Origin of the sequence: Mangrovibacterium marinum (assembly GCF_003046625.1) — a bacterium.
Taxonomy (GTDB): Bacteria; Bacteroidota; Bacteroidia; order Bacteroidales; family Prolixibacteraceae; genus Mangrovibacterium; species Mangrovibacterium marinum.
Genome location: NZ_QAAD01000011.1, coordinates 53,594 through 70,185, shown reverse-complemented (window position 1 = coordinate 70,185; position 16,592 = coordinate 53,594). Strand labels below are relative to the sequence as shown.

At 46.9% G+C, this 16,592-nt stretch carries 13 protein-coding genes; 4 read left to right on the top strand and 9 right to left on the bottom strand.

The window, feature by feature from the left end; translation table 11 throughout:
- The first annotated feature begins 15 nt into the window (after positions 1–15).
- Both C8N47_RS11705 and C8N47_RS11700 read left to right on the top strand, forming a co-directional pair.
- Positions 16–1,233, top strand: a complete 1,218-nt coding sequence (locus tag C8N47_RS11705; RefSeq protein WP_107822746.1) for a glycoside hydrolase family 88 protein — start codon at positions 16–18, stop codon at positions 1,231–1,233.
- Positions 1,223–2,578, top strand: coding sequence for a BNR repeat-containing protein (locus C8N47_RS11700; RefSeq protein WP_211316120.1), 1,356 nt, complete (start codon positions 1,223–1,225; stop codon positions 2,576–2,578). Before C8N47_RS11705 ends, C8N47_RS11700 begins: the two co-directional genes overlap by 11 nt.
- A 609-nt stretch (positions 2,579–3,187) precedes the next feature.
- Here the strand turns inward: C8N47_RS11700 and C8N47_RS11695 are convergent.
- Positions 3,188–3,670: a hypothetical protein gene (locus C8N47_RS11695; protein ID WP_107822744.1), complete on the bottom strand. Its 483-nt coding sequence runs from the start codon at positions 3,668–3,670 to the stop codon at positions 3,188–3,190.
- Between the two features lie 125 nt (positions 3,671–3,795).
- On the opposite strand from C8N47_RS11695, the gene C8N47_RS11690 reads away from it, so the two are divergent.
- Positions 3,796–4,512 (top strand): hypothetical protein, encoded by a 717-nt coding sequence (locus C8N47_RS11690; protein ID WP_107822743.1) that lies wholly within the window; start codon positions 3,796–3,798, stop codon positions 4,510–4,512.
- A 140-nt stretch (positions 4,513–4,652) separates the two neighbouring features.
- On the opposite strand, the gene C8N47_RS11685 is transcribed toward C8N47_RS11690, so the two are convergent.
- Positions 4,653–5,423 (bottom strand): hypothetical protein, encoded by a 771-nt coding sequence (locus C8N47_RS11685; RefSeq protein ID WP_107822742.1) that lies wholly within the window; start codon positions 5,421–5,423, stop codon positions 4,653–4,655.
- Between the two features lie 934 nt (positions 5,424–6,357).
- Positions 6,358–7,023, bottom strand: coding sequence for a hypothetical protein (locus C8N47_RS11675; RefSeq protein ID WP_107822740.1), 666 nt, complete (start codon positions 7,021–7,023; stop codon positions 6,358–6,360).
- 220 nt (positions 7,024–7,243) lie between these two features.
- On the opposite strand from C8N47_RS11675, the gene C8N47_RS11670 reads away from it, so the two are divergent.
- Entirely contained in the window at positions 7,244–8,878 is a 1,635-nt protein-coding gene (locus C8N47_RS11670; RefSeq protein WP_107822739.1) for an ArnT family glycosyltransferase, read from the top strand.
- A 110-nt stretch (positions 8,879–8,988) separates the two neighbouring features.
- Here the strand turns inward: C8N47_RS11670 and C8N47_RS11665 are convergent, their stop codons facing one another.
- The 6 genes from C8N47_RS11665 to C8N47_RS11640 form a co-directional block, all read right to left on the bottom strand.
- Positions 8,989–9,921 (bottom strand): magnesium transporter CorA family protein, encoded by a 933-nt coding sequence (locus C8N47_RS11665; RefSeq protein WP_107822738.1) that lies wholly within the window; start codon positions 9,919–9,921, stop codon positions 8,989–8,991.
- Positions 9,922–10,191: 270 nt separating this feature from the next.
- Positions 10,192–10,677, bottom strand: a complete 486-nt coding sequence (locus C8N47_RS11660; protein ID WP_107822825.1) for a precorrin-2 dehydrogenase/sirohydrochlorin ferrochelatase family protein — start codon at positions 10,675–10,677, stop codon at positions 10,192–10,194.
- A 98-nt stretch (positions 10,678–10,775) separates the two neighbouring features.
- A complete protein-coding gene (locus C8N47_RS11655) occupies positions 10,776–13,250 on the bottom strand; it encodes an AsmA-like C-terminal region-containing protein (RefSeq protein WP_146161514.1) in 2,475 nt (824 codons plus the stop codon).
- A 110-nt stretch (positions 13,251–13,360) separates the two neighbouring features.
- Positions 13,361–14,629 (bottom strand): competence/damage-inducible protein A, encoded by a 1,269-nt coding sequence (locus C8N47_RS11650; protein WP_107822736.1) that lies wholly within the window; start codon positions 14,627–14,629, stop codon positions 13,361–13,363.
- 65 nt (positions 14,630–14,694) lie between these two features.
- Positions 14,695–15,927 carry a M48 family metallopeptidase gene (locus C8N47_RS11645; RefSeq protein WP_107822735.1) on the bottom strand — a complete coding sequence of 411 codons (1,233 nt, stop codon included), beginning with the start codon at positions 15,925–15,927 and terminating at the stop codon, positions 14,695–14,697.
- 138 nt (positions 15,928–16,065) lie between these two features.
- Positions 16,066–16,590 carry a UpxY family transcription antiterminator gene (locus C8N47_RS11640; RefSeq protein ID WP_107822734.1) on the bottom strand — a complete coding sequence of 175 codons (525 nt, stop codon included), beginning with the start codon at positions 16,588–16,590 and terminating at the stop codon, positions 16,066–16,068.
- Positions 16,591–16,592: the final 2 nt, after the last annotated feature.

The window sequence follows — 16,592 nt, the reverse complement described above, 5'->3', positions numbered from 1 at the left end:
TAATCAACCTGAATTATGTTTCAACAAATCATTTCCTTTTTATTGCTGTTGGCTGTTTTTTTCAGCTGCACAGCACCAAAACAAAACGAACAACCACTGAGCGAAATCATTGACGAATCGCTTGCATTAGCAACTGCACAAAGCCTGTTAATGGCCGAGTCGCTCAAGGATCAGCCAGACCGTTTGCCGCAAACAATCGATAAGGACGGCAAGCTGGTGACTTGCAATTCGGCCTGGTGGGTGAGTGGTTTTTTCCCGGGCGTGCTTTGGTACTTGTATGAAAATAAGCCGACCGAAACCCTGAAAGACTGGGCGGTGAACTACACACTTCGGGTGGAAGATCAGAAATACACCACCGACAACCACGATGTTGGTTTTATGATCTTTTGCAGCTTTGGAAATGCTTATCGCTTAACCGGCGACACGCTGTACCGCAATGTGATCCACACCGCATCCAACTCATTGATCACCCGTTTCAACCCAACCATCGGCTGCATCCGCTCGTGGGACTATGCGCCCTGGAGCGCCAAATGGCAATACCCGGTGATTATTGACAACATGATGAACCTCGAAATGTTGGAGTGGGCATCGAAGGCCTTCAGCGATACAACTTATAGCCATGTTGCCGAGTCGCATGCCAATATCACCTTGAAAAATCATTTTCGCGACGACTTCAGCAGCTACCACGTCGTTTCGTACGACACAATTTCCGGTAAGGTTGAAAAGAAAAATACGGCTCAGGGCTATTCCGATGATTCGGCCTGGGCACGTGGGCAGGGCTGGGCCTTGTACGGCTACACCATGATGTACCGCGAAACCGGCAACGAAAAGTATTTGAAACAGGCTGAAAACATCGCTGATTTTATTTTGCATCATCCCAATCTGCCGGAAGACAAGATTCCGTATTGGGATTTCGATGCTCCCGACATTCCGAATGCCAATCGCGATGCCTCGGCCGGAGCGTTGATTTGTTCTGCCTTGATTGAGTTGAGCGACTATGTGCCGGAAGCCAAATCGAATGAATACCTTGCAGTTGCCGAAACGCAGCTACGGAGCCTGAGTTCTCCTGCTTACCGGGCAAATTTAGGCGAAAACGGTAACTTCATCCTAAAACACAGTGTGGGGCATAAGCCCAATGGCACCGAAGTAGACGTGCCGCTAACGTATGCCGACTACTATTATGTGGAGGCGATGATGCGTATGAAAAAGAAATTATCGGAGCATGATGAATAAAAGATTGAACAGAATGAATTATTGGAGCTTATTACTGGTGGCCTGCGCAACTTTTGGAACGGTGGCCTGTACGTCGCCAAAAACGGAAACGGCCAAAGTAACAAGCAGGCTGTCGGTGGTCGGAAAAGGATGGTCGGAAAACAGTGTGAACGCCACCATATTTCGGAAGAACTCGGTGGTTTCGTCGGCCAATTACCAGTTTGTGGCTTATTACGACAGCACAGCCCATGTTGTCATTGCCCGCCGTAAGCACGGATCGGACGCGTGGGAGTTGCACCAAACGCAGTATACCGGTAATGTGCGCGATGCGCATAATGTAATTAGTTTGATGGTTGACGGCGAAGGTTATTTGCATCTGAGCTGGGACCACCACAACAACCCCCTGCACTATTGCCGAAGTTTAGAGCCTGAAAGTCTGGAAATGGGCGAAATGATGCCAATGATTGGCGAAAACGAGCAGGTGGTTTCCTATCCCGAGTTTTACAAGATGGCCGATGGTGGTTTGCTGTTTGCCTGCCGCGATGGCGGTTCCGGGAACGGCAACCTGGTGTTGAATCGCTACGATCTGACCACCCGGAGCTGGTCGCGTTTGCAAACGAACCTAATCGATGGCGAAGGGCAGCGCAACGCGTATTGGCAGCTGTTTGTCGACCGGCAGGGAACAATCCACATTTCGTGGGTATGGCGCGAAACACCGGATGTGCATTCCAACCACGACATGAGTTATGCTTGCTCGAAAGACGGCGGCGTGAGCTGGCAAAAATCGACCGGCGAAGCATATCAATTGCCGATCACGATGGCATCGGCTGAAGTTGTCAAAGCTATTCCGCAGGGTAGCAACCTGATTAACCAAACCTCCATGACCACTGACGCAGAAGGGAATCCCTTTATTGCGACGTATTACAAGGAAGCAGGCGATAGCTGTACCCAGTTTCACATTATTTACCGGCAAAAGGGTGAATGGAAATCGTCGGTTGCCACACAGCGGACACTCGATTTTGAATTGGGAGGAGTGGGCTCACGCAGTATCCCCATCAGCCGCCCGCAGCTGATGATTTTGAAAAACGGGGAAACGCAGCAATTGGCGTTAATTTACCGCGACGAGGAGGTCGATAATAATGTGGTCCTGTCTACCGCAGAACTAACGGACGAATTGCAATGGTCGTCACAGGTTGTGAGTCCTTATCCGGTTGATCGGTGGGAGCCGTCTTACGATAGCGAACTGCTGAAAGATCAGAATAAACTACACTTGTACTTTCAACGCGTTGCCCAGGGACAGGCCGAAACAACAGTTGCACTGCCGCCACAACCGGTCGGCATTTTGGAATTGCAGATGAATCAATAAAATAGAGAAGAGGCTGTCGAAAAAGTCCTCCCCGCAGGTGATTTAGGGAGAAATCGAAGGAAGCATGACTACTGGAAGACGGTCATTCAATGGTCATTCAATGGTCAATAGTTGTTGTGAAAAAAATCGCGGATAGTGTGATACGAGTTTTTCTCAATACTCACGACTCAATACTCAATACTACTCAGTGTCCTCTGTGGTTAAAAAAAGTCATTCGTAGTGAGTCATGAGTTGAAGACGGTCATTCGTGGTCATTCAATGGTCAATAGTTGTTGTGAAAAAAATCGCGGATAGTGTGATACGAGTTTTTCTCAATACTCACGACTCACGACTACTCTGTGTAACTCAGTGCCCTCTGTGGTTAAAAAAAGTCATTCGTAGTGAGTCATGAGTTGAAGACGGTCATTCAATGGTCATTTGATTGGTCATTAGTTGTTGTGAAAAAGATAGCGGATAGTGTGATACGAGTTCTTCTCAATACTCACGACTCACGACTCATGACTCACGACTCAATACTACTCAGTGTCCTCTGTGGTAAAAAAAAGTCATTCGTAGTGAGTCGATTGTCTCACGGTTCGGGACTAATTTTGGGGGACAGCCTCTTTTCTTTTAATCATCAAATTCAAAATCGTCAATGTTGAAGGGGATATCATCATCCGGACTTTTATCGTTGGGCCCGACCCCCGGTGGGTTAAACAGGCCCCAGCGATCAACAACATAGTTTGTTGGATCAAAGCCGGCTACCCAGTCGACAAACAGCAGCCGGTATTCTTCAATCAAGTCGCGCACCATCTGGTAGTATTCCGCTTCTTCAAAGCCATTTAACTTCAGCTGATGGTATTGTAACAAAAGTGTATGGGCTGCTTTGCGGATAATGGTGGCACTTTCCATTTTTATATCATAAAGGGCACCAGCTTCGGCTCCCGCAACTTTAACCATTAGTAAAAGGGCGTTGGTTAGTATTTCCTGTTTGGTGAAGCTTAACTTCTCATCATCGTCAGGAATTAAATCGACAATTCTGGAAGCCAGCCCATAAATTTCCTTACCTTTCAGATATAGGGGATGGTTTTCAATTTCGTTTAACCGATTCATTGGAGGCAAATTTGCTATTCTGATTAATACAACGTTAAAACATCTTTTTCATTTTATCTCCACAGCTCAAATATGGGCAGCCGACTGTCTTTTTTGAATAATTTAGCAGAAAAGCACAATGTTATATGCAGTACCTGGAAGCCGCTATTGAATTGAAAAAGTTGATTCGTAAAGTAAATCATCTTCAGATGCAGAAGGAAACAACGGTTCTTTCCCATAAAAACGCGATGTTTTTATTTCTGAACGATAAATCCTTATTGGAGGTGACCATGAAGGAGTTTACCAATGATTTTGTAAACGCTGTTTTGGACCAACATCCGGAAACAAGGGCTTTTGTGATGACCGATATGGCAGCAATGGACCTGAAAGGTCAAAAGCTTACGTATTGGTTGTTTAAGGGCTATCATCGTGGAATGGAAAAGGGAATGGTTTATTTTCAGCCTATTGATGAGCTGAGCTTGCAGAAAAACGGCCGTTTACAGTTTAGCAACCTCGAAGAAAATATCTTCCTCCGGCATCAGGCTCCGGCTTTCGAAGAAAGTTCCTGCAATGCGATGGAAACCGAAGAGCAGCAGGAAGGCGAGAAAAGTATTGTTTTTCTGATCGGGAATATGGACGAAAACAGGCTGCTGTACGACATCGAACGTTTGATTGTGGATACGGCCAGTAATGTGCAAAAGCATAAAAGTTTGGCATTTAAGTGTATCTTAAACATCAGCAAATTTGGAGGCCTTCCCTCGAACGACTTTCTGGAACGCTTGAATGCCATTGAAAAATTTACCCGGCAGGAGGTGGCGGCCGAATACGGAAACTGCCGGTTTTCGTTTGAGCTGGAAAGCTAGTTGCACGGAATAAGTGCAGCAAGGTGCCCCGATTGACAAACTTCTGTTCCCACATCTTCGGCCAAAAAACAAGAGATCCGATCATTTTGCCAGATCGAATCTCTTGGGGGGCAATCAGTTTCGTAGGATGGCTGCCCGGCTTAGTTAGCCGGAATATTTGAGAACTTGGGCAGATACCAACCTTTCTTGGTTTCGAGCTTGCGGACATGGGGCGCAAATTCCTGCCACATCTTTTCAAAATTTTCTTTGTTGTTTTCGCGCAAGGCTTTTTCTTCGGTGCGCAGCGTCACTTCGTCTTCCGATTTTACCATCAGAATATACATGGGTGTTTCGAAGCCAAACAAGCTTTTATAAACATCCCAGGTATAAGTAGAGCCAATTTCGGTGTAGTAATCCACAAAATTTTTCAAGGCTTGATCCACTTCTTTTTCATGGCCGGCTTTCAGGTAGCAAAACATCCACTCGCAGAAGGGCTCTTCTTCGGAGGGCTTGTTCTCATCGGCCAACAGATGCGAGAGGTCAGGAGCGTGCTCAATAACCAGTTGGCGCCCCGAGTAAAGATCGCGGAAGGCGCTGCTGGCATCAAAGCCGTCTTCGTCGATCATGGTTTGGAACATCGCGTGAAATTTCGTGAAGATCGCATCCAGCGAACCGAAATTTTCGATGGGCATCACCCAATAAAAGGCATCGTCGTCGTTAAGATAGGCATAAACCGGGATGTCCAGTTCGTGTTTTTGCCACAGCTCGCTGGTTGTCTTTTGGGCTTCCCAAAAAGCAGGCATGTCGGCAGGACTTACAAATTCTTCGAAAACAACAAACTTGGTGGGAGCAGCATCCTGGGCAAAGGCGGGAGTTGTTTGAAAGGCTGTCAGGAGGATTAACAAAGCGATAAAACCTACAGCGTTTTTCATAATATGAGTGTTTGATTCGACACAGAATTTACGAAAAAATCGCGAGGATTAAAAGTCTGAATGTCATACGAATTGAACGTGAAAATACTTCAACGCAAACTTTGGGGGTATCTTGACTGATGCCGATTGGCAGAATAAGGAGCATTTGAACGAACTGACAACCGGCCTGCGGTAGCCGGGAATGCGAAAAAAGCAGGCTCCGGGGCGTCAGAAAGGGGATTTTCGCCGAAAAACGCTAACGCTACCTTGTGACTCTCTTCTGAATTGATTCAATCCTAACGGATCGATTCAACTCTGTACCCTCTCTCCAGGCAGAGCGGGGGAAGTCAAGACGCACTCAATTCCGGTCGAGGCCATCTGTGAATACATCTCCATAAAAAACTCATGGTTCGGAGGGAATCCGGAGCAGGGATGAAAGTTTAGGGATTTTTGGTTTTCGGGTTGTGTGGGTGTCATGGTTGTCGGGGTGTCGTGTTTTTCTGTTGTCGTTGTTTTCAACAGTTGTCGGGTTGTCGTTTTAAAACGCCATCAACAGAAAGATGGCGGTTGCAAATAAAAATCAGCCATGAAAAGCACGTTTAAGTGAATGCAAAGCAAGCTTGCTTGATTTTTGCTGAGCGTAGTGTTTTCTGCAATTTTTTGTTTCGTTTTTGTGTTACTACAAAAATGAAAACCCGTCCGGTAGGTCAAAAGATCTGCGTTGATCAAACGTAAAATAGAAAAAGCGGTCGGGTTTGGAACAATGCCCATTAACACAAGTTTGCTACGAAATGAGTCCTGGCTTTTGATTGGAGCTGAATCACCATTTAAGGCATCCCCGATGCGGTTTGGAAACCTTGCCTACCGCAGGCAGGCGCATCACCCGATGTGACTTTCAGAAAAAAGCCGGATTGTCCACATCAACAATCCGGCTTCTTTTCGGTGCAACGTATTTTTATTGCTCCACCTTGGCCGGATTCAGGAAAATCAGGAAAAAGATGAAGGCAAAGGACATTTCCAACAGTTCGGCATTCTTTGCATTGGGAATCAATGCCAGCGATCCGGCGACGACGATCATCACCACGGCATGCTGAATTTTGGGGAGCGGAACATTGAATTGCTGCTCCAACCGGGCAATGAAGGGAATTTTGTTAACCAGCAGGCGGGCAAACAGAAAGTAAATAACCATCACCACAAACAAAATTTGCGAGAAAATCAGCTTGTTGATGTTGGTGCCGCCAACAATCAGGTTGTGCAGGTTGGTTTCAGCCTGCTTGTTGTGTTCCAGAAAGAACTCCCCCGACTGAATGCCAAAGATGCGTTGTCCCCAGCTTATTTCCTCGCCACCGGCAAAGAAAAACAGCAAGGCCAGCACAGCAGCTGTCAGCAGCCACAGTCCGGGTTTTTGCGCTTTTTTGTATTGAATCAACCGGTAAATGCAAACCCCCGAGGCTGCAAAAAGAAACAGGGAGGTGAGGTTCTCGACCATTCCGTCTTCCTGGGTGAAAACCAGAAAAGCATCCATGTCGGTAAATGCCAGGTAAATGCCGTAAGCCGAGGCAGCAAATAGCAAAAAGAAAAACAGGTATTCTAATTTGGTAATGTTTTTTAAACTGTTCATGAGCATTGTTTTTGTGTTTCTACTGCTATTGATTTAAATGTTATCTCCGATGAACTAAAAATCAACAACAGGGCAAAAGTAGTATAAAAATCGGAAGCTTATCCTTTCTTATTCCTACCTTTTCGAGCTTCCAATGAGTAATCCGTCCAGCCAGGAAAAGGTTACCTGTCAAAACTATGAAACTAAATTTTACCTTTGCATGAATTTCCAAATTTAGATTATGAAAAAGCTTGTCTGGCTACTGCCCTTGATTGTTATTTGTTTACTGGTAAACGTATCGGGAGTGTTAAATCCATTGGTTGTCAATGCCGCTAAATATGCGCAGGTGGCACGAGAGATTTTGCACAATCACGATTGGGTGAACATGACCATTGGTCACGAACCGTACGAGCAGAAACCTCCTTTGCTTTTTTGGATTGGTGCCACTGCCTTTTCGTTATTTGGTGTTTCGGGTATCGTTTATAAAGCAACGGTTTTGCTGGTTGCATTGCTTGGTGCTTTTGCTTCTTTTAAGCTGGGAGAACTGCTCTACGATCGGATGACCGGAAAACTGGCTGCTTTTTTCTGGATTACTTCCCTGGGATTTATTCATTTTCACAGCGATATTCATACCGATACGCTGCTGGCAGTTCCGGTGATGTTGGCTATCTGGCAGTTTGCAGCCTACTTTAAATATAAGCGCGAGTATCAGTTTTACCTGGGTGCTGTTTTTGTTGGCATGGCCATGTTAACAAAAGGTCCCGTCGGCATGGTTATTCCGGGGGCTGCCGTGGGCACACATTTGCTGCTAACCCGAAATTTTAAAGGGATTTTGAACTACCGATGGTTGCTGGCAATCCCGATTGTTTTTATTGTTATTCTTCCAGCGTTAATTGGTTTATTCCAGCATTTTGGTATCGAAGGACTGAAGTTTTACTTTTGGACAAACAACGTGGGACGAGTAACCGGAAGTTATAAAGGAACGAATAGTGACCCTTTCTTCTATATCCATACAAGCCTTTATATGTTGGCACCATGGATGGTTTTTGCCTTTGTCGGGTTGGTACTTCAGTTGCGGGAGAAGATTGTTCAACGTAACAATCCGCTTGCGAATAACGAGTATTATACGCTCGGTGGTTTGTTATTTTACTTGGTCATTGCATCGATTGCCAAGCAAAAAAATCCACATTACGAGATGGCTGTATTACCGCTTTTTCTGTTAATAGGAGCGCGTTGGGCCGTTATAATCTATGAGCAAACGAACTTTCGGAAGCTTAAAAAAGTCGTGTCAGGCATTCATTTGTTTATCGGGATTGTTTTGGTTGTGGCTGTTTACCCGTTCTTACTCTATTTTTTCCCAAACGCGAAAGCTTGGGTGTGGGTAATTGTTGTTATTCTGACGGGCATGTACCTTTACGCCATCAGTTGGAAGAATAGCTTACACCGACAGTTGACCAGTTTGTTTCTGGCCATTTCAATTTTCATGTTTACGTTGAATACTCATATATTGCCAAATTTGGCTAAATATCACGCGCCGGTTGAAGCTTGTAAGTTGTTCAATGAACAGGCTCCGGATGGAGCAGCGCTGCATATCTATACCGGTAAAGCCCGCTATTGGGGCATCTTCTTTTATTCCAAAAACTATGGGCAATACCTGGTTACTGAGGATGATTTGCTGGCTGCACACGTGCCAGCAGGCGACTGGTTGTTTACTTCTGCCGAGGGGCTTGAATCATTGGATAAGCTGCAAATTCGGTATCAGCAGGTAAAGGAGATGGATCACCGCAGTTTGTCGCGGATCTCGATGAAATTTATCAATCCGAAAACCAGAGCCAGCAAACTTGAAAAGCTTTACCTGGTACGTTTGACCGAATAGGTATATCGATTTTCTCGGCCCATGATGCTGGGTTCTGGGGAAATAACGGAATCTTGAGATTGGTCGCAACGGCCATCCCCTGGCGTTGAGTCCGGGGGATGGCAGCCCGATCAAAATAAATTCTTCTTGCGGAAGATAAAAATCCCCAATCCCGCCATTAGGACGGATACAACGATAATAATCGGGAAAGCCCACTTGACACTTTCCAGATGGTTGGGAACATTCATTCCGTATAAACTGGCAATTAAGGTGGGAATCATCAGGATGATGGAGATCGATGCCAGCTGCTTCATCACCACGTTCAGGTTATTGGAAATAACCGATGCGAAGGCATCCATCATGCCGGCCTGAATGTCGGAATAAATCTGCGACATCTCCAGGGCCTGCTTGTTTTCAATGATGGCGTCTTCCAGCAAGTCTTCATTCAGCTCATTCAGATTTCGTTTCAGGCTGTTCCGAAGCTTGGCCAAAACAATTTCGTTGGCCTTTAGCGAGGTGATGAAATACACCAGACATTTTTCCATCTTCAGCAGCTTGTTCAACTCCCGGTTTTGGATCGATCGTTCCAACTCGTCCTCAATTCGGGCCGTTTGCTGATTGATGGTTTTCAGGTAGCGCAGGTAGGTGCTTCCCGAGCGCAAAAATAACTTGATGATGAAGTTAACCTCGTCATGGATCAGGTGATTTTGTCCGCGGTACAGCGACGATTGTTCCAGAGGAAGCACTTCGTTGGTGGTTGAACACAAGGTGATGGTTATGCCCTTGATGTTGATAATGCCCAGGGGCAGGGTGTTAAACGGAACGCCGTTGTGCTCGGATTCAACCGGTATGCGGAGGATGATCAGTGACCAGTCGTCGTCCACCTCGTAGCGCGATCGTTCGTCCATATCCAAAATGTCCTGAATTAAATCGGCCGGAACCCTGAATTCTTCCTGTAAACGGAGAATTTCGGCGGGAGAAGGGTCAACCACGTTGATCCAACAATCTTGTTCTGCCTGGGGAATCTCAATGTAGCCGCCGAAGCTTTTGAAGATCTTTAACATCTGCTTTCCTCCTTTTCTTTTTATTCACAGCAGGAGGTGCTATAAGCCGAGGCCTCCTACAGCGGTCTTAATACTTGTAATTGCTTATAATACGGGCCTTCGTCCATGTTTTGTTTTTAGCTTTAAGCGCCGCAAAAGTACTTAAATCTTTAAAATCCGGCGCCTGTTTGGGTGATTAATTTGAATACAGATGCAGAACTGGTTTATTGTTAGTGGCTTAGCTGTTTTGGGATATCGAGGGGGGTGACGGTTCAGATTGAGGGCCGGCTCTTACTCCTCGCCGTATTTCGAAAAATCGAGAATTTCTTCAATATGTTCATTTAGGTAGTCGCGCAGGTGGTTCCGCAGTTTGATGGATTTAAACACATCCTGACCGTTGGAGGCAACAGCAACAGTCATGTTTTTGTATTGGTAAACAGCCGGCGAAACGTACTGGCACATTTTAGGTTTATCATGAATGTTGCACAAAACTCCTTTGGCTTTGGCATCGCGGCGGATCTGGCAATCGAGCTTTGCATTATTCGAGCAGCTGTAAACCAGCATATAACCATCCAGGTCGTCGGGCTGGTAGGCTTGCTGTTTATAGGGCCATCCGGCAGCTTTAATTTCCGGGCAAATATCCAGCGCTACAAACTCGATGTCGGCATCAAAACGTTTGAGGATGCATGCTTTGCTGTAGGCGCTTTTGCCGCCGCCAACAATCAGGATTTTTTGATTGGTGATATCCAACGATACTGGGAGATACTTTCTTTTCATCGGCCATTGCTTTTTTCTAGCTATCCAAACAAAAATGCCGAAGGCTTGTTCAGGCCGAAACCCTAGCGGGGCCTTCATTGCGAAAGCCCCGCTAGAGCTTACTTAAATAGCTTTTTAAGTTCGTCGCCCAGTTTTTTGACCGATTTTTGAATTTCTTCCTGCGACGACTTTTTAAACTCGTTGGCAATCTGATCTTTGGCTTTACTTAAATCGAGCGCCACCTTGGGCGATTTCATCTGGCCGGTTACAGCCACGCCAACATCCAACTTGGCAATGTTGCTGCTTCCCGGGATGTAGCTCAGTGTTTTGAGGATATCGCTGGCCAAGTCGTCCTTATTCACGTTGAAGTCCAGCGCCAGATCGAGTGTTTGATCGACCAGTACCTTGCCCGAGATGGTCACATCCTGATCGGCAATTCGGGTGGTAAAGGGGTTTACCAACAGGTTGCCGTTCTCGAGCTTGAAATTGGAGGTGAAGTCATTAATCTTTACATTTTGAAGCTTCTCCTTTTTGACGAAGTTTTTAATCTGGTCGAAGGTGGGCGAATTGACAATCTGAAGGCTTTGTGTACTCAGCAGGCCTGCACCATTCAGGGAGCTGGGCATCAGCTCGAGCGCTTCATTCAGTTTTCCTTTAAATTTGAATTGCGAGGAAATTTTTCCCGAGCTTTTCGAGGCAATCGGCGCATAGCGCTGCATGGTCGGGAACGATTGGTAGGCTGCCGGTATTTCGAAAGCATTGATGTTGACATTGAAATCAAAATCGGGTTGGTTGGCTTCATTATTCACGTAATTACCGTCGATAGTCAGTTGACCGCCCAGCATGTTCATGTCGAGTTTTTGCAGCTGGAGCATCTGGTTTTTCACTAAAATCACGCCTTCAATATTCTCGATATTCATTCGGTCGAATGTGGCTCGTTTAATGTTCGAACGGAAGCTTAAATCCAGATTGCCCGGTACATGGAAGGCCATGATGCTGTCGCCCGCGCTGGTTGTTTCAACTGTATCTTCAACCATAATGTTGGCCAGTTCGTCCAGGTTTAGGTAATTGGATTGCAGGTTGAAGCTGCCCTTCAGTGTCTTATTGGTGAAAAAATAGGGCAGATAGTTCGAAAGTTGTCCATTCAGTGTGAAATCACTTTGCCCCGTTTTGGCATTGAACGAGCTGACTGCAATTTGTTGATTGTCGATTTTTACACTTCCGGAGTTCAGCTCAACGGTTTGGCTTAGCTGTGGAGTTTCAATATGTACTTTGTCGAGGGTGAATGTGCCATTGGAATTGATGCGGCTGAAATCCTGCGCTTCAACAGCCGACAGGGTTCCTTTCAGTCGGACATTTCCCTGAACCACACCGCTTAACCGGATGCTGTCCATCGGAATCACCTTGCCCAGACTGGTAAAATCGATTTTTCCGTTTAACGAGGCATCAAAAGCCGGGTCGCTCATGGGCTGTGTGAGCAACAGCTTCAGGTCGACCGGGTTGTTGCGGATTTGCGCATGAGCCTGCGAGATTTCAATTTGAAGTAGATCGAGCTCGCCCTGAGGTTTGCTGATGGAGCTTTCCAGGGCAATCTGGCTCACCTTCTCCGGAAAATCCTGATACTGAAAATCAGCATTGGCAATATAAAGCCGGCTGTCGATTGCCGGATAATTGTCGTCGTAGAACCACCCTTTGATGTTGGCTTCGAAACCCGCATCGCCATTGGCTTTCACATCGTCCAGGTACGATTGGTACGTCTGTGGCACCAAGGCCAGCAGACTTTTGAAGTTGCTTTGCGGTTGAATCAGCTTTAAATCGAAATACATACTGTCCGAAGGCATCTCGAAGCGGCCGGTCAAATCCAGTGGCAAATCGTTCAGAAACAGATGGGAGTCGCCAAAGGTGAACACCATTTTGTCGTAATCGGCGGTTAGTTGACTTACAGCTTTCAGTCTGGTCTTCGAGATGTATTGTACCGAATCGTATTCGAGCACAAACTCGTCAATCTCGCTGCTCAGGTTGAACGTGGTAACCGTGCCTTCAACCTGCCCCGAGGCATCGGCCGTGGCATTTTTCAGTTGAACAACGGTTGTTGTTGCTTCATCTTTGTAGGTCAGGCTGAAGTTGCGCAGTTCGATGGACTGAAGCGACAGGTTAAGCGTCGATTGTGCGGCTTCAGTGCTGCTCTCCGAGCCCGAATCTTTGGCGATATCCCAGTTGGCCAGTCCGTCAAGGGTCGAAAGTAAATACAGCTTGGCCCGATCCAGACGGATGGTATTGATCGCCATTTGTTCGCTGTTGAACAGATCGCTGAGCGAGAGATTGGTCGATACCGATTGAACAGCGAGTAGCGTATCTTCTTCGAATTGGTTTTTGCCCGTGATCGTCAGCCCGGTGAGCTCGGCTTGAATTTTCGGGAATCCCTTGAAGATGCTCAGACTGAAGTCTTCAAACTCAACCTTCGCATTCAGGTTTTTATTGATTGTCCGGCTTATCTTGGCCAAAAGCGGACCTTTGAAAAGTACGGGCACCAGGATGGCCGAGCCAAGTAAGACGACAAACAGGAGAACAATGATCAACAGGACTTTTTTCATGGCTTTCTGCAATTTTTTTGATTGTTGTGATTCAATGCTGAAGGTAAAAAAGATTATTCTTTCTATTGGCTTGAATTGCTGTGTATTTTTTCATTAAAACATCTGAGAATTTATTTCGTTCGAACTGCTGCTTCGTTTATTTCGGTAAGCAGCAGTTGACGTAGCATATTCAGTGCTGTTTGCGATGCCCGCTCAATATTTCGGCTGCGGTTATGATGAAAGCGGAAACATTCGACCCGGGTGGTGTGCTTTCCCGATACGGCTATCCAAACTGTTCCCACCGGTTTGTCAGACGTTCCTCCGTCGGGGCCGGCAATACCGGTAGTTGCTATTCCGTAGTCGCTGCCAAGTGCCTGCTTGACTCCCGCGACCATTTCCAGCGCTGTTTGTTGGCTTACCGCACCGTGGGCATCCAATGTTGCGGCCTTCACGTTCAGCAAAGCCATTTTTACATCGTTCGAATAAGCCACAACGCCTCCCTTAAAGTAGGACGACGAGCCGGGAACTTCGGTATACAAGTGGGCAATATTTCCGCCGGTACAGCTTTCGGCAACGGCAACCATAGCACTGGCTTTGGTCAGTAGTTTGCCCGTAATCTCCGATAGCGTGTCGCCGTTGTACCCACAAATATGGTCGGGAATGAGTTCTTGCAGTTTCCCGATCTGCTGGTCAACCGTTTGTTTGAGCTCGTCGCTGTTGGTGCCGTAAGCACTTAGTCGCAGGCGGACCATTAACTGATTGGGCAGGTAGGCCAGCTTGATGAAGGGCGGAAGAGCATTCTCCCAGTTCTCCAGCATTTCGGAGAGGGTAGATTCGCCAATGCCATAAACCAAAATGGTTTGGTGGTAGATGGATTTCAGCTTTCCGCTTTTGCGCAGACGCGGGAACACCTCATCTTCCATAATGCCGGTCATTTCGTACGGAACACCCGGCATCGACACAAAAATGGTGTCCTGCTTTTCGAACCACATACCGGGAGCGGTGCCGTTTTTATTGGGTAATACGGTACAGGAATCGGGAACCAGCGCCTGGTCGCGGTTTAGCTGGTTGAGGGCAATTCCGCGTTTTTCCAGGCGTTCGGTGATTGCCTGCAGGCTTGGCTGGTGGGTGTGCATACCGCAGTTGAAGTATTCGCAAAGGCATTTCTTGGTAATGTCATCTTTGGTGGGGCCCAGACCACCGGTGATCAGCACCAGGTCGGCCCGCTGCTGAGCGTCGGCCAGGGCTTGCAGAATATGCTTGTGGTCGTCGTGTACCGAGCTAACCTGGTAAACCTCGATACCGTTCAGGTTTAGTTGCTCTGCCATCCAGGCCGAGTTGGTATCAACAATTTGTCCGATTAGTATTTCGTCGCCAATGGTAATAATTTCTGCTTTCATCTGTTTTGTTTTTTGTAACGATATTCAGTTATGTGGAGCTTTCTCTTGGTTTTGTGGCTGCTGCGCTATTGGCGTTTTTTCAAAGCGTTTAAGCGTTGCAGCAGCGTGGGGTGCGAGTAGTGCACAAATACGTAGGCCGGGTGGGGGCGCAGATTGCTCAGGTTGTTGACCGATAATTTTTTCAATGCGTTGGCAAGCGGCTCAGTAAGCTGGTGCTCTGCGGCAAATGCATCGGCCTGGTATTCGTTTTTGCGGGAGAAAATATTCATTGCGATGCCAATAAGCGACGAAAGAGGCGAGTACAGCATCCCAAAAGCAATCAGCCCGATGTGGAAATAAGCTTTGTCGACACCCAGGGCCTGCGAAAGCTCGGGGCTGTCGATCACCAACGAAAAAATGTAAAGCATGATGCCGGTTTGCGCAATGCCCAGCAGTAGGCTGAGGATGATGTGTTTTTTCTTGTAATGTCCAATTTCGTGCGCCAGGACAGCCACCAGCTCGGGAATCTCCAGATCCTGGATCAGCGTGTCGTACAGTACAATGCGCTTTTTACGCCCCAAGCCGGCAAAGTAGGCATTGGCTTTGGTGGAACGCCTGGAGCCATCGATCACAAAAATATTGTCGAGCCGGAAGCCTACTTGCTGCGCAAAAGCCTCGATGGCAGTCTTCAGCTCTCCATCCTCCAGGGGCGTTTGTTTGTTGAAAAGTGGTACAATAAGGCTGGAGTAAAACATGGCCATAAAGATGGAAAAGGCACTGATGACTAACCATACCCACAGCCAGAAACTTGCTCCGGTTTGGCGGTAAATCCAGATGATCAGAGCCATCAGTCCACCGCCGATGACGGCACCAAGCAGCCATCCCTTTAGTTTGTCGAGCAGGTATGTTTTTGCCGTTGTTTTATTGAAGCCAAACTTCGCCTCAATCACGAAGGTGCTGTAAATATCGAATGGGCTTGTGAGTAGATCGGAGGCCAACAGCAGGATGCCAAAAAACAGCAGTGCCGACCAGATTGGACTGTCCGAAACCGATAATGCCCAGTTATTGACCAAGGCAAAGCCACCTCCCCCAAGCATGGCCATAATCAACAGGAAGCTGAAGGAGCTGGTGAGCATTCCAAACCGGTGGTTGACTTTGGAGTAGGCTTGCTGTTGGCGATATTTTTCATCGTCGTAAATTCCTTTAACCTCATCCGGAAGCTGATCGCTCCAGCGGGTTGTATTCAGGTAATCGAGCAGCCGTTCCAGGGCAAAGTCAAAAAGCAGGATGGCAATAATCAGCCAAAATAGCGTTGTCATGGGTGTATGTTTTTAAAAACCATCAAAGGTAGAAAAAACATGGCTGATTTCTGGGAATCTTCAACAGGGATGAAAGTTGCGTATTTTCGGTTGTCGGCTTATCCTGTTGTCGTGGTTGTTGTCTCAATAGCATCGTGGCTATTGGTTAGGAATGACGATAAGATGAGCCAAGGGAATATCAACGGTGATGGTGTAGGGGATTTGCCGGATGTGAACACCAACAACTTTTTTCCCTTTCAGCTGGATCAGTTCGCCTTGCATTCCCCGCAGCGGGCCTGCAATAACTTCAACTTGTTGTCCGGGAGCAACGGCTTCCGCACTCAGTCCAATGGTCAGCTCTTCGGGGGCGAGGATTCGTTTGAGGGTTTGGATCTCTTCATCGCGGATGACACTGGCTTTCCCCGCAGTTGTTATAAAGCATAGCACATGATCGGTTTGGAGGGTACAATTCATTTCATGCGGGTGAATATGAACAAAGAGATATCCCGGCAACAGGGGGATGGTGACTTTCTTCTTACGGTCGCTCCATTGACGGACTTTTTCATGCAACGGCAAATAGCACTCAATGCCTTTATCGGTCAGCTTTTGCCAGGCTTTTTTCTCGCATCTGCTTTTCACGTAGATGGCATACCAGCTTTTATTTTCACCTTCGTGCGTTGTCATAC

Bases quoted from the DNA above. Each gene is read 5' to 3' on its own strand.
- C8N47_RS11705 (WP_107822746.1), top strand. From the start codon at position 16: ATGTTTCAACAAATCATTTCCTTTTTATTGCTGTTGGCTGTTTTTTTC.
- C8N47_RS11700 (WP_211316120.1), top strand. From the start codon at position 1,223: ATGATGAATAAAAGATTGAACAGAATGAATTATTGGAGCTTATTACTG.
- C8N47_RS11695 (WP_107822744.1), bottom strand. From the start codon at position 3,670: ATGAATCGGTTAAACGAAATTGAAAACCATCCCCTATATCTGAAAGGT.
- C8N47_RS11690 (WP_107822743.1), top strand. From the start codon at position 3,796: ATGCAGTACCTGGAAGCCGCTATTGAATTGAAAAAGTTGATTCGTAAA.
- C8N47_RS11685 (WP_107822742.1), bottom strand. From the start codon at position 5,423: ATGAAAAACGCTGTAGGTTTTATCGCTTTGTTAATCCTCCTGACAGCC.
- C8N47_RS11675 (WP_107822740.1), bottom strand. From the start codon at position 7,023: ATGAACAGTTTAAAAAACATTACCAAATTAGAATACCTGTTTTTCTTT.
- C8N47_RS11670 (WP_107822739.1), top strand. From the start codon at position 7,244: ATGAAAAAGCTTGTCTGGCTACTGCCCTTGATTGTTATTTGTTTACTG.
- C8N47_RS11665 (WP_107822738.1), bottom strand. From the start codon at position 9,921: ATGTTAAAGATCTTCAAAAGCTTCGGCGGCTACATTGAGATTCCCCAG.
- C8N47_RS11660 (WP_107822825.1), bottom strand. From the start codon at position 10,677: ATGAAAAGAAAGTATCTCCCAGTATCGTTGGATATCACCAATCAAAAA.
- C8N47_RS11655 (WP_146161514.1), bottom strand. From the start codon at position 13,250: ATGAAAAAAGTCCTGTTGATCATTGTTCTCCTGTTTGTCGTCTTACTT.
- C8N47_RS11650 (WP_107822736.1), bottom strand. From the start codon at position 14,629: ATGAAAGCAGAAATTATTACCATTGGCGACGAAATACTAATCGGACAA.
- C8N47_RS11645 (WP_107822735.1), bottom strand. From the start codon at position 15,927: ATGACAACGCTATTTTGGCTGATTATTGCCATCCTGCTTTTTGACTTT.
- C8N47_RS11640 (WP_107822734.1), bottom strand. From the start codon at position 16,590: ATGACAACGCACGAAGGTGAAAATAAAAGCTGGTATGCCATCTACGTG.